At 62.6% G+C, this 12,958-nt stretch carries 12 protein-coding genes; 4 read left to right on the top strand and 8 right to left on the bottom strand.

The window, feature by feature from the left end:
- From cobF to C4J85_RS11480, 5 genes are all read right to left on the bottom strand, one after another.
- The gene (cobF, locus tag C4J85_RS11500) at nucleotides 1-756 is read right to left on the bottom strand and encodes a precorrin-6A synthase (deacetylating) (RefSeq protein WP_124409632.1); all 756 of its coding nucleotides are present in this window, start codon (nucleotides 754-756) and stop codon (nucleotides 1-3) included.
- A 45-nt stretch (nucleotides 757-801) separates the two neighbouring features.
- Nucleotides 802-1,356 (bottom strand): histidine phosphatase family protein, encoded by a 555-nt coding sequence (locus C4J85_RS11495; protein WP_124409631.1) that lies wholly within the window; start codon nucleotides 1,354-1,356, stop codon nucleotides 802-804.
- A 64-nt stretch (nucleotides 1,357-1,420) separates the two neighbouring features.
- Nucleotides 1,421-2,740, bottom strand: a complete 1,320-nt coding sequence (locus tag C4J85_RS11490; protein WP_124409630.1) for an MFS transporter — start codon at nucleotides 2,738-2,740, stop codon at nucleotides 1,421-1,423.
- A 33-nt stretch (nucleotides 2,741-2,773) separates the two neighbouring features.
- Nucleotides 2,774-4,303, bottom strand: coding sequence for a class I adenylate-forming enzyme family protein (locus C4J85_RS11485; protein ID WP_124409629.1), 1,530 nt, complete (start codon nucleotides 4,301-4,303; stop codon nucleotides 2,774-2,776).
- A gap of 3 nt (nucleotides 4,304-4,306) precedes the next feature.
- Nucleotides 4,307-5,485: an acetyl-CoA acetyltransferase gene (locus C4J85_RS11480; RefSeq protein ID WP_124409628.1), complete on the bottom strand. Its 1,179-nt coding sequence runs from the start codon at nucleotides 5,483-5,485 to the stop codon at nucleotides 4,307-4,309.
- Between the two features lie 129 nt (nucleotides 5,486-5,614).
- On the opposite strand from C4J85_RS11480, the gene C4J85_RS11475 reads away from it, so the two are divergent.
- Nucleotides 5,615-6,187, top strand: coding sequence for a PAS and helix-turn-helix domain-containing protein (locus C4J85_RS11475; protein WP_124362504.1), 573 nt, complete (start codon nucleotides 5,615-5,617; stop codon nucleotides 6,185-6,187).
- Nucleotides 6,188-7,037: 850 nt separating this feature from the next.
- Here C4J85_RS11475 and C4J85_RS11460 read toward each other — a convergent pair.
- Complete coding sequence (locus C4J85_RS11460; protein ID WP_124409627.1) at nucleotides 7,038-8,105, bottom strand: NAD(P)-dependent alcohol dehydrogenase; 1,068 nt, start codon at nucleotides 8,103-8,105, stop codon at nucleotides 7,038-7,040.
- A gap of 147 nt (nucleotides 8,106-8,252) precedes the next feature.
- Between C4J85_RS11460 and C4J85_RS11455 the strand changes: the two genes are divergently transcribed.
- The 3 genes from C4J85_RS11455 to C4J85_RS11445 all read left to right on the top strand — a co-directional run bounded on the left by C4J85_RS11455 (nucleotide 8,253) and on the right by C4J85_RS11445 (nucleotide 11,468).
- The gene (locus C4J85_RS11455) at nucleotides 8,253-9,149 is read left to right on the top strand and encodes a VOC family protein (RefSeq protein ID WP_124409626.1); all 897 of its coding nucleotides are present in this window, start codon (nucleotides 8,253-8,255) and stop codon (nucleotides 9,147-9,149) included.
- Nucleotides 9,146-10,537 (top strand): alginate export family protein, encoded by a 1,392-nt coding sequence (locus C4J85_RS11450; protein WP_124409625.1) that lies wholly within the window; start codon nucleotides 9,146-9,148, stop codon nucleotides 10,535-10,537. The genes C4J85_RS11455 and C4J85_RS11450 overlap by 4 nt, the downstream gene beginning before the upstream one ends.
- 112 nt (nucleotides 10,538-10,649) lie before the next feature.
- Complete coding sequence (locus C4J85_RS11445; protein ID WP_124409624.1) at nucleotides 10,650-11,468, top strand: alpha/beta fold hydrolase; 819 nt, start codon at nucleotides 10,650-10,652, stop codon at nucleotides 11,466-11,468.
- Nucleotides 11,469-11,585: 117 nt separating this feature from the next.
- Here C4J85_RS11445 and C4J85_RS11440 read toward each other — a convergent pair whose 3' ends face one another.
- Entirely contained in the window at nucleotides 11,586-11,972 is a 387-nt protein-coding gene (locus tag C4J85_RS11440) for a DoxX family protein (protein WP_124409623.1), read from the bottom strand.
- Between the two features lie 81 nt (nucleotides 11,973-12,053).
- Entirely contained in the window at nucleotides 12,054-12,929 is an 876-nt protein-coding gene (locus tag C4J85_RS11435) for a LysR family transcriptional regulator (protein ID WP_124370437.1), read from the bottom strand.
- Nucleotides 12,930-12,958 lie beyond the last annotated feature (29 nt).

Genomic DNA, 12,958 nt, shown 5'->3' with positions numbered 1-12,958 from the left:
TCAGGGTTTGCGCAACAAATAGGTGTCCATGATCCAGCCATTGGCGAGCCGCGCGGCCTTGCGCACCCGTTGGATTTCGTCCGCGACCTCACCGACTTTGCCGCTGATCAGGATTTCGTCCGGCGTGCCCAGGTAGGCGCCCCAATAGATATCCAGGTTCTGATCCGCCACGCTGCGGTAGGAATCTTCGGCATCGAGCATCACCACCAGGGTGTCGGCATCACTCGCCTGCCCCGCCGCCAGGCGGCGCCCGGTGGTGATTTCAATGGACTTGCCGATACGGTTCAACGCCACCTTATGCTGGGCCGCCAGGGCCTGCACGCTGGTAATACCGGGGATCACCTCGAACTCGAATGCACAGCGGCCCTCGGCAAGGATCGCCTGCAGAATGCGAATGGTGCTGTCGTACAACGCCGGGTCACCCCAGGCCAGGAACGCCCCCACTTCGCCGTCGGCCATGTCCTCGTTGATCATGCGCTCGAAGGTCTGCTGCTTGTCGCGGTTGAGGTCGCGCACGGCGGTGGTGTAATCGATATCACCGCGCACGCGCTCGGGGCAGTCCGCCTCGACAAAGCGATAGCCGGGCTCGGTAATGTAGGTTTCGCAGATTTCCCGGCGCAGGTCGATCAGCTTGTCCTTGCTCTGGCCCTTGTCCATCAGGAAAAACACGTCGGTGCGGTTCAGCGCTTTCACGGCCTGCATCGTGATGTAGTCAGGGTTGCCGGCGCCAATGCCGATGATCAGGATGCGTTTCATGGGTTGCTCTCATTGCGGGGCGTGGATTTTGCCATGATCGTGGGCTCAGGCATAAGTTTCCAGGCGCAGGCGCCAGACCGCGTTGAAGCGCAGTTCGGTGCGCGACAGTGGTTCTACGTCGATCCGGTAGAACATCGAGGCCGGGTACTGCATGACGTACAGCAGCGCGGCACGGATCACAAAGGGGTGGGTCACCGCCAGCACATGCCCTGGCTGGTTTTCCAGGGCCTTCATCCACTGCCCGACCCGCGTGCACAGTTGCGCCACTGATTCGCCACCATGGGGCGCATAGGCGCTGTCGGTAAGCCAGGCGTTCAGCTCAGCGCTGTCGAGCGCGCGCAGAGCCTGGCCTTTCCAGCGCCCAAGGTCGACGTCGCGCAGGGCCGGTTCGATGCCCGGCTGTTCGCCGAACAAACCCGCCGTCTGCCGGGTTCGCGCCTCCGGCCCGCACAGCAGGCGCGCAGGCTTGGGATAGTGGCCTGCCAACGACAGCGCCGCGCCCTGCCAGTCCATGACCAGCGATTCGTCATCGGCAAAGCGCGCCAGTTTTTGCGACGGTGTGGCCGCATGGCAGATCAGGGTCAAACGGGTAGCCTGCACGCGATTCATTCCGAAGGGATGAGGCTGCCAAGCCTGGCGCAGTCAGCGCGCCGATGCAACGCCCTCAGGCCAATGCCGCCCCCGCAGGCGCCGCCACCGGGCTGGCGCTGGCCACGAAGTCCTCCTTGCGCAACAGCACCAAGGCGATCAACGACACCACTCCGGTCGCCACATAGAAGTACCACGGCGAGGTGATGTCGCCGGTCACCTTGATCAGCCAGGTGGAGATCAGCGGCGCGCTGCCGCCAAACACCGCCACCGGCACGTTGTACGCCACGGCGATGCCGGTGGAACGGATGCGTGTGGGCAGCAGTTCGCTCATCAGCGCATAGGTGGACGAGGCATAGAGGCCGAACAGGATCGCCACCGCCATCAAGGGCGCAAAGAACGTCGCCGGCGTGGCGGTCGGGGCCATCTTGAACAGCCAGAACATCGCCAGGGTCGCCAGCGTGCCGACCACCATCAGGAACGGCTTGCGCCCGTATTTATCGGTGAATGCGCCACCGAACGGCATGACGAAGGCCGCCGAGAAACTGGCGACGAACACATAGAGCAAGGTGGTGCCGCTGTCGAACTTGAGAATCTTGGCCATGTAGGTCGAGGCGAAAGTCAGGACCAGGTAAAAGATCGAGCTGTGCAAGGTGATGATGAAGAACACCAGGGCGATGGCGCGCTTCCACTGCCAGACCTCGCGCAGGGGCGCACGGGAAGTTTGCCCGGCACGTTGCAAGGCCAGGAACTCAGGGCTGTCTTCAAGCTTGAGGCGGATGTACATGGAGATGAAGCCCAGGGGCGCGGCGATCAGGAACGGCACGCGCCAGGCCCATTCCTGCATGACCTCGGCGCCCAGCACCCAGGTCATGCCGTTGGCCACGGCGCCACCCAGCAGCAGGCCGAGCACCGCGGTGACCATCAGCCAGCAGGTGGCAAAGCCGCGTCGGCCAGGGCCGGCGTATTCGGAAATGAAGCTGGTCACGGTGCCGATCTCACCGCCCGCCGAGAAGCCTTGCACGCAGCGCACCAGGATCAACAGGATCGGGGCGACGATGCCGAGGGTGGCATAGGTCGGCAACAGGCCCAGCATCACCGTGGAGCCGGTCATCATCACCAGCGCCATGATCAGGGTTTTACGCCGGCCGATTTTGTCCGCCAGCGGGCCGAAGAACAGCCCGCCCAACGGGCGGATGAAGAAGCTCAGGGCGAACGCGGCAAAACTGGCCAGCAGGCTGGTGGTGGGGTCGTCGGAAACGAAGAACGCCTGGCCGATATACACGGCAAGAAAGCCGTAGACGCCATAGTCGTACCACTCGATCAAGTGGCCGGAGGTGGCACCGAGAAACGCGCGGCGGCGTTTGCGGACGGTGTCTTGCGCGTGATTGCCCATCGGGGGGACTCCTTGTCTGTTGGTCGATCCGTGCTAAAGCGCGGCGATAGTCGCTGCTTTCAACCACTGCCGCAAGTCGGTCTTGAGGACCTTGCCGTAGCTGTTCTTGGGCAAATCGCTGCGCCACACATATTTTTTCGGTTTTTTGAACGAGGCCATGCGCGCCACAAACCATGCCGTGAGCTCACCTTCGTCGAGGGGCTGGCCGCTGCGCGTCACCACAAACGCCACCACCGACTCGCCCCATTGCGGGTCCGGCTCGCCCACCACGCACACTTCGAACACCTCGGGATGCTGGGCCAGCACCTCCTCGACTTCGCGCGGGTACACATTGCTGCCGCCGCTGATGATCACGTCCTTGGAGCGATCCGTGAGGGTCAGGTAGCCGGCGGGGTCGAGAAAGCCGATATCACCGGTGAGCAGCCAACCCTCGACCAGGGTGTCGCTGGTGGCCTGCGGATTGCGCCAATAGCCTTGCATCACCGTGGCGCCGCGCACCGCGATCTCACCGCGCTCGCCGGTTGGCAACGGTCGGTGGCGGGCATCGAGAATGCGGATTTCCACGCAGGCTTGCGCGTAGCCTACGGACGCGGCCAGGGTCGCCCAATCGGCGCGCTGGCGGTCGGCGATCAGCCCACGGGGCAACACGCTGATGGTCATCGGGCTCTCGCCCTGGCCGTAGATCTGCACCAGGCGGGGGCCGAACGTATCGACGGCGTCGCGCAAGTCGGCCAGGTACATCGGGCCGCCGCCGTAGACGATGGTCTTGATGCCTTCGCCGTGATAGCCCTGCTGCCGTGCCTGCTCGACCATGCGCTTGACCATGGTCGGCGCGGCAAACAGTGAGACGCTGCCCAGCTCTGCAGCCAGCCCGAACAACTCGGCGACGTCAAAACCGTTGGACGCCGGCACCACATGCCGCGCACCGCAGCGTACGTGAATAAAGTTGTAGAGCCCGGCGCCATGGGACATCGGCGCGGCGTACAGCGCGGCATCGGCGGCGCTGACCGGGTCGACGTCGGTGGCGTAGCACAACGACATGGCGATCAGGTTGCCATGGGACAGCATCACACCCTTGGAACGCCCGGTGGTGCCGGAGGTGTAGAACAGCCAGGCAAGGTCGTTGTCCTGGCGCGGTACCGGTTGCTCCAGGGTTGGCCAGCCCTGGTTCGGTGGCAGCACGTGACCGTCAAGTTCCGTGCAGCGCGCAGGCAAATCCCGCGATGAAAACACCCGGCCGCCATCGGTAAAGATCACGCGTGCTTCGGCGTTATCCGCGATCCATGCCGCCTCGGTCGGGTGCAACTTGGCATTGATCGGTACCGCCACCGCGCCCATCCACCAGATGGCGTAGAGCAACTCCAGATAGTCGCAGCTGTTTTTCATCAGCACCGCCACCGCGTCCCCTGGCTGCAAGCCGTGCTGGTCGACCAGATGCGCGGCGCGCTGGCGCACATGGGCGGCGAACGTGGCGTAGTCGGCCACTTGCCGGGCGCCGTCGAACAGTGCCGGGCGTTGCGGGTCGCGACGCCGGGTGTCGTGCAACCAATTGGCAATGTTCATGGTTCAGTACCGACGCGCGTGCAGGACCGAAGCGTAGTTGGCCACCGCCATGCCGCCCATGTTGAACACCAGGCCGAACTCCGCATTGGGCACCGCCAGACCAATCGGCTCGCCGGTCAATTGCCGGAATGCCAGGGCATGCATCGAGACGCCGGTCGCGCCGACGGGATGGCCCTTGGCCTTGAGCCCACCGGAAAGGTTCACCGGCAAACGCCCGCCCGCACGCACCACGCCGCTGTCGAGCACACGGTGCCCCTCGCCCTTGGGCGCCAGGCCCATGGCTTCGTAGATCAGCAGTTCGGCGATGGTGAAGCAATCATGCACCTCGGCGAAGCTCAGGTCGGCCAGGGTCACATTCGCCCCGCGCAGCGCCGAATGAATCGCCCGCTGCGGGCCTTCAAACGCCAGGATGTCGCGCTGGGCGATGGGCAATGTGTCGTTGACCTGGGTCATCGCGCGAATCTGCACATCGCGGCGAAACGCCCGCGCACGCTTGGGCGACGCCAGCACAATCGCCGCAGCGCCATCGCTGATCAGCGAGCAATCGGTGAGGCGCAGCGACTCGGCCACGAACGGGTTGCTCTGGGACACGTTATTGCAGTGCTCGAAATTCATCTCGCGGTGCATCTGCGCCAACGGGTTGGCCATGGCATTGGAGTGGTTCTTGGTGGCAATCGCCGCCATCGAGCCCAGCGGGCAATGGTAGCGCTCGGCGTATTGGCGAGCGGCGCGGCCGAACAACTGCGGGAAACTCAGGCCGGCTTCGGCCGCATCGTTCTGGTAACCAGCGCCGGCCAGCGCCTGGGTGACGGCGGCCGTGGTGGTGTGGGTCATTTTCTCGGCCCCCACCACCAGCACCAATTCGGCGCTGCCGGAGAGAATCGCATTGACGCCGGCCTGGATCGCCGCCGAACCGGATGCACAGGCGTTCTCACAGCGTGTGGCCGGCTTGAAGCGCAGCCCGGGGTCGGCCTGCAGCAGCAACGACGCGGCAAACCCATCCGGCACCAGCCCGGCATTGAAATGGCCGAGGAACAGCGCGTCGATTTGCGCCGCATCGAGGGCAGCATCGCTCAAGGCCTCCCGCGTGACCTGAACAATCAGATCTTCCAGCGTGGTACCTTCCAAGCGACCAAAACGCGAATGACCAGCGGCAACGATAGACACGCAATCAGCAGGCATAATCAATTTCTTCTGTTCTTGAACCGGACTTTCCCTACAATGACCCACCTCTGGTCGCGGGCCAATTCGTGTAACTACTTACATGGATAAGTAGTCCGCCAATCAGTTGAATAACGAGGCAGGATGCCCATGACCGTGATTACCCCACCATTCCAGAACCTTGAACGCCTGGCGTTCAAGCTGTCCCCCGCGCCGCAGCTGGTCACCAGCAACCGCGTGATCATCGACTGCAACGACGCGTTCCTGAACCTGTTCGGCTACACCCATGCGACGTTGGTCAATCAATTGACCCTGCTGATTTACCCGTCCCAGGCCGACTACCACGCCATCGGCAAGCGCAGCCATGAGTGGTTGCTCGACAGCGACAGCGGTTTTTATTCCGACGAGCGCTTCATGCAGCATCGCAATGGCGAAGTGTTCTGGGCCAGGTCCCATGGCTACACGCTCACGCCCAGGGATCCGTTCAAGTTGATGATCTGGCACTTCGAACGGCTGGACCGCACCCATCAAGGCACAGGAGACCTTACGCCGCGGGAGCGGGAGATTGCCATGCACATTGTCAATGGGCTCAAGTCCAAGGAAATCGCGCTGAGATTGGGAATTTCGCATCGGACGGTGGAGGTCCATCGGGCGCGGTTGATGAGGAAGTTGCAGGCCAAGACGGTGGTGGAGTTGGTGTCCAAGATCATCATGGTGGCTTGAGGTTGGTTTTGGAGTTGATCGGGTACATATCCGTTGCTGCGGTAACGGCGGCTATTGGTTCCGCCCTTACGGCGGGTCACTTTTGGAAAAGAGCCCCAAAAGTAACCAAAAAGGCTCTTGCCCCACCACTCGGCACCTCGCCTAGGCTCGGTGTGCCCGTAATCCGACAGTGATTTGGGGGGCCGCCGCCACGCGCCATCCATGGCGCGGGGCGGCTAAACCGGCGTCCTGCCGGTTTACCCCCCAAATCACTGTCGAATTCCGGCCAGCGTGGTTTAACGGGGCGCTTAAGATCAAAATCAAAAGCAAAAGCGAGGCGACCTTAAAGCCGACCTGATCGGTGGAGGGTGCGCAATGGCTTAGCCAATCAATAACCTGTGGCGAGGGAGCTTGCTCCCGCTGGACTGCGGAGCAGTCCCAGTCTTGAAGAGCGGGGCCGCTACGCGCCCCAGCGGGAGCAAGCTCCCTCGCCACAGTACGGCGCTGATTCTTGCCTATCTACGATGCGCAGCGAGTCGCTTTTGCTCTTGATCTTGATCTCAGTCGCCCCGTTAACCACGCTGGCCGAACGCAGGCTTGAATCCGTGGGTAACCCGGCAGGACGCCGGGTTAGCCGCCCTGCGCCATGGATGGCGCATGGCGGCGGCCCACGGATTCAAGCCGGAGTGAGGGCACACCGAGCCCAAGCAAGCCGGAGTGAGGGCACACCGAGCCCAAGCGAGGTGCCGAGTGGTGGGGCAAGAGCCCTTTGGTTACTTTGGGGCTTTTCCAAAGTGACCCGCTGTAAGAGCGGAACCCTAAGTAGCCGTTACCGCAGCAACGGATATGTACTGAATCCAACCCAACTAGATCAAGCCACCCGACTCTCCTTCTTCAAACTCTCCATATCAATCACAAACCGATACTTCACATCCCCCTTGAGCATCCGCTCATACGCCTCATTGATCCCCTGGATATCAATCATCTCAACATCCGAAACAATCCCGTGCTTGGCACAAAAATCCAACATCTCCTGGGTCTCCTGAATCCCACCAATCAACGACCCCGCCAAACTGCGCCGCTTGAAAATCAGGTTGAATACCGCAGGCGACGGATGCGGACTGTCCGGCGCACCCACCAGCGTCATCGTGCCATCACGTTTGAGCAGGCTGATAAACGCATCAAGGTCATGGGGCGCAGCCACCGTATTGAGGATAAAATCCAGGCTGTTGACTACCTTGGCCATCTCATCGGCATTCTTCGACACCACCACCTGATCAGCGCCCAAACGCAGCCCATCTTCACGCTTGTTCGGCGAAGTGGTGAACAACGTCACATGCGCCCCCATGGCGTGGGCGATCTTCACCGCCATATGCCCAAGCCCGCCAAGCCCGACCACGCCGACCTTCTTGCCTGGCCCGACCTTCCAGTGGTGCAGCGGCGAATAGGTGGTAATCCCGGCACACAGCAACGGCGCTACCGCCGCCAGGTTCGAATCATCGTGGGAAATGCGCAGCACGAACTGCTGCTTGACCACGATGTTGTCCGAATAGCCGCCGTAGGTGTTCTCGCCACCGAACAGCGGGCCGTTATAGGTGCCGGTGAAGCCGTTCTCGCAATACTGCTCCTCGCCCTCGGCACAGGATGCGCACTGCTGGCAGCTGTCGACCATGCAGCCGACACCCGCCAGGTCACCCACCTTGAATGTCTTCACATTGGCGCCGACCGCCGTCACACGGCCGACGATTTCATGGCCGGGCACCGACGGGTAAAGGGTGTTGTTCCACTCGTTGCGCGCGGTGTGCAGGTCGGAATGGCATACCCCGCAGTAAAGAATCTCGATCTGTACGTCATCCGCCCCGGGGGCGCGGCGCTCGAAGGTAAAGGGCTTGAGCGAATCCTTGGAGTCCCGAGCGGCATAGCTGTGAGTCTTGGCCATTTCGTTCACCTGTGTGATCTGACGGAAGAGTTCGGTGGACACGCCTGGCCGCTGAAACGTTCAACCGAGCACGTCCATACAATTCCCAATGGCGCCTGCCCCCTAACCTCACGGCTTTCGAACCCGCAGAAGCGCTGGAGAATGGGCATGCGTAACAAAGCAATCAAGGTATCCGTAGCATTGACGCTGTTGGCAAGCGCCATGATGAACAGCGCTTTGGCGGCCACCCCAAGCGTCGCCGTGGCGCCCCAATACGACACCAGCCACGTGTATGTGGCGCCGGCCGATGTCGACCGTTTCGCCCAGAGCTTCCTGGCCACCTTCGGCGGCAAGAGCACACCCCAGGTGGTGGTGAATGTGCTGCCGGTGCCAAGCAGCACCACTTCGCAATTGCTGCAGACCCCGGCGGGCACGGTCTCGTTGTTCGGCTTCACCACGCCCGTGCCGCATCCGTTCGGCCAGGAACGCAACGGCTATCTGGTCAAGGACATGGATGTAGCCCTGAAAGCGGCGCGGGACAATGGCGCCGATGTGATCGTCAGCGATTTTCCCGACCCCATCGGCCGTGATGCCGTGGTGCAGTGGCCAGGCGGCGTCAACATGCAGCTCTACTGGCACACCAAGGCCCCGGACTACGCGGCGTTCGAGGCGGTTCCGGAGAACCGCGTGTATGTGTCCAATGACAGCGCCGAGCGCTTTATCAAGGCGTTCCTCGGCTTCTCCCACGGCAACATAGTGAACGACGACAAGCACGCCCCCGCCGCTGATATCGGCCAAGCGGGCGGCGAGTACCGTCGCGTCGAGATCGAGTCAGCCTTCGGGCGCATGGCGGTGCTGGTCACCAATGGCCATCTGCCCTACCCGTTCGGCCACGACACCACCGGCTATCAGGTCAGCGACCTGGCCGCCACCCTCGGCAAGGCCAGCGGGTCTGGGGCCAAGGTGCTGGTGCCCGCGTTCGACAGCAAAGGCCGGCGCAGTGCAATGGTCGAATTCCCCGGCGGTTATGTGGCGGAAATTCACCAGCTCACCGCGAAAAAATGATCCGTCATACAGGCTGGAGCCTGGCCGTGCTGTGGCCGCTGCTCGTCGGCAGCGTCCACGCCGACGACCCACCGAGCCGCCCGGCGATCAAGGCCAATCGCTGGCAGGAAGACTGGTCGGTGCTCAAGGATCCGGCGCTGCGCACGCAGCCGCTGGACACCCTCAAGTACATCCCGCTGTCGGGCGCCAACCCGTTCACCTACCTGTCTCTGGGTGCGACCTTGCGCGAGCGTTTCGAGATGAATGACGCCAGCGGTTTCGGCGTGAAGGACGTGGCCCGTGATCGCTACCTGATCCAGCGCTTCCAGGTTCATGCCGACCTGCATTTGAATGAACACTGGCGCGTGTTCACCCAGCTCGAAGACGTGCGCGCCTATGACAAAACCACCCTAGGCGGCGCCGATCAGAACCGCGTGGATTTGCGCCTGGCCTTCGCCGAATACGTGAACACCTTCAGCAGCGGCACGTTCAAGAGCCGTATCGGTCGCCAGGATTTTGCCTTCGACTTGCAGCGCTTCATTTCGTCACGGGACGGTCCGAATGTGCGGCAGTCGTTCGATGCGTTGTGGGCCGACTGGGAAACGCCGAACTGGCGCTTTATCGGGATCGCCAGCCAACCGGTGCAGTACCAGGATGGCCGGCATTTCGACGACAAGTCCAACAGTGACGCGCGTTTTCATATGCTGCGGGTCGAGCGCCTGGTGGGCGGCACGAATGAGCTGTCGGCCTACTACGGCGTGTACGAGCGCAGCGCGGCGCACTACCTGGACGCCGATGGCGACGAAACGCGCCAGCTGTTCGACGCGCGCCTGGGCGGCGCGGCCCAGGGCTTCGACTGGGACATCGAAGCCATGCTGCAAGGCGGCTCGGTGGGCAACAAGGACATTCGCGCCTGGGCCGGCGGCAGCCGCACCGGCTACACCTTCGACAGCCTGGCGTGGAAGCCGCGCCTGGGCCTGCAACTGGACATCGCCTCGGGCGATCGCAAAACCGGTGACGGCACCGTCGGCACCTTCAACCCGCTGTTTCCCAACGGCTACTACTTTTCCCTGGCGGGCTATACCGGCTACAGCAACCTGATTCACGTCAAGCCATCGATCACCGTCAAGCCGATCGCCAAGCTCAGCGTGCAAACCGCCATCGGCCTGCTGTGGCGGCAAACCACTGCGGATGCGGTCTACACCCAGCCCAGCGTGCCGGTCGCCGGCACTGCGGGCCAGGGTGAACGCTGGACCGGTGCCTACGGTCAGCTGAGAACCGACTACGCCTTCACGCCGAACCTGACCGGCGCGGTCGAAGCCGTGCACTACGCTGTCGGCCAGACCCTGCGTGATGCCGGCGGGCACGACAGCAACTACCTGGGCATGGAGCTCAAGTTCAGTTGGTAATTGAGGCAAGCACACCGATACAAGCCCGGCTTGGTTTTTTGGCGCAGGCTTTTCGCGATGTAACAAGGCGGATTTTTTACTCAGTCTTTTCATGCAGACACAGGAGTTTCAGATGAGCACATTCGTTGCCAAAGACGGTACCCAGATCTACTTCAAGGACTGGGGCAGCGGCAAACCCGTGCTGTTCAGCCACGGCTGGCCGCTGGATGCCGATATGTGGGAATACCAGATGGAATACCTGAGCAGCCGTGGCTTTCGCACGATCGCGTTCGACCGCCGAGGCTTTGGCCGCTCGGACCAGCCGTGGACCGGCAACGACTACGACACCTTCGCCGACGACATCGCCCAGTTGATCGACCACCTGGACCTCAACGACGTGACCCTGGTGGGTTTCTCCATGGGTGGCGGTGATGTGGCCCGCTATATCGCGCGCCATGGCAGCGCGCGGGTCGCCGGGCTGGTATTGCTGGGTGCGGTGACGCCGATCTTCGGGCAGAAAGCCGATTACCCGCAGGGCGTGCCCAACGACGTCTTCGATGGCATCAAGGCCGGCCTGCTGAAGGACCGCGCGCAATTCATCAGCGATTTCAACACGCCGTTCTTTGGCCTCAACAAGGGCCAGAAAGTCTCGGAGGGCGTGCTCACCCAGACCCTGCAGATCGCGCTGCAAGCCTCGCTGAAAGCCACCGTGGATTGCGTCACCGCGTTCTCCCAGACCGACTTCCGCCCGGACATGGCCAAAATCGACGTGCCGACCCTGGTCATCCACGGTGACGGTGACCAGATCGTTCCGTTCGAAACCACTGGCAAAGTTGCCGCCGAGATGATCAAGGGCGCGCAACTGAAGGTGTACAAAGATGCGCCCCACGGGTTTGCCGCCACCCACACCCAGCAGCTCAATGAAGACCTGCTGGCCTTCCTGAACCGCTGAGTAACCCCTGTGGGAGGGGGCTTGCTCCCGATAGTGGTGGTTCAGTCAGTGTACTGATAACTGACCCACCGCTATCGGGAGCAAGCCCCCTCCCACATTTGAATCACCTTTTACTATTCAGGCCAATCGCTGCCCCAGCCGTAGGCTCCCCGGCCCCGCAATCAGGATGCTGGTGAAGATAATCATCAACAGCCAGCCAAACTGCCCTTCGAACAGCGTCCATTCCGGATGCACCACCAGCAGCGCGATCACCAGCACCGCCAGGATCGGCAGGCATGCCAGGCGCGTCCACACCCCTGCGATGATCAACAGCGGGCACAGCACCTCGGCAAATATGGCCAGCAGCAAGGTGGTCGGCGCGCCCAGGTGAAACGGGTCTTCGATCAGCTTCAACTGGTCGCTGTAGTTGAGCAGTTTCGGCAACCCGTGCACCCACAGCAAAAACAGCGCCCCGCTGACCCGCAGGAACAACAGCCCGACATCCTGTTTTTTTGTTTCGTTCATATGCCACCTGTGTCCGTCGAAAATGACCGACCGCCAGTGTGGCCCTGGCCGCGACGATGGGCTTGCAGGCGTGTGCTGACCTTAGGTCGGCGACGCTGAAAAACCCGCAACAATTTCATCGATCACCACCCGCACCCGTGCGGTATGGCGCAGGTCGGCGTGGGTTACCAGCCAGACGTCATAGGGCAACGGTCGCGTGCGCTGCGGCCACAGGCGGACCAGGCCGTCGCGTTCGCCGGTGTACACCGGGATCTCGCCGATGCCGATGCCAGCGGCAATCGCGCGGCGTACCAGCAGGCTGGAGCTCAACGCTGCCACAATCCGCCCGCGCCCCAACGGTTCGCAGACCAGCGTCAAGTCTTTCTGGCTTTGCAGGTAGGGTTGATACACCACCAGGTCATGGCCTTCGAACAGGCTGCCGGGTTCCGGCACGCCGTGGCGGTCGATATAGGACTGCGCCGCGAACAGCCCCACCGGCCAGCGGGCGATGCGCCGGGCGATCAGGTCCGGGTTGTCCGGGCGGATGTTACGCACGGCGATATCGGTTTCACGCTTGGCCAGGCTGAGGAACTGGGTCGAGGCGTCCAGCTGCACGCGCACGTCCGGGTGCTGCTCATGCAGACGCGCGATGGCCGGGATCAGGAAGTCGATGGCCAAAGAGTCGGTGGTGCTGACGCGCACGGTGCCGGTGAGACGCTCATCCAGCCCTTGTATCTGGCGCTGCAACTCCAGGGCCGAACGCTCCATTTTTTCCACCGAAAGCAACGCGGCTTCGCCGACGGCGGTCAAGGCATAGCCCTCGGAAGTGCGCAGGAACAACGTCGCGCCGAGGGACTTTTCCAAGGCGTTGATCCGCCGCCCGACCGTGGCCTGGTCCACGCCCAGCACCCGAGCCGCGCCACGTAATGTGGTTTCCCGGCATACCGCGAGGAACACTCGCGCATCGTCCCAATTCATCAATACCTCCGCTGCGTAAACGCATCAAC

It is taken from the genome of Pseudomonas sp. R4-34-07 (assembly GCF_003852375.1).
Taxonomy (GTDB): Bacteria; Pseudomonadota; Gammaproteobacteria; order Pseudomonadales; family Pseudomonadaceae; genus Aquipseudomonas.
This window is presented reverse-complemented; position numbering and strand designations above follow the sequence as displayed.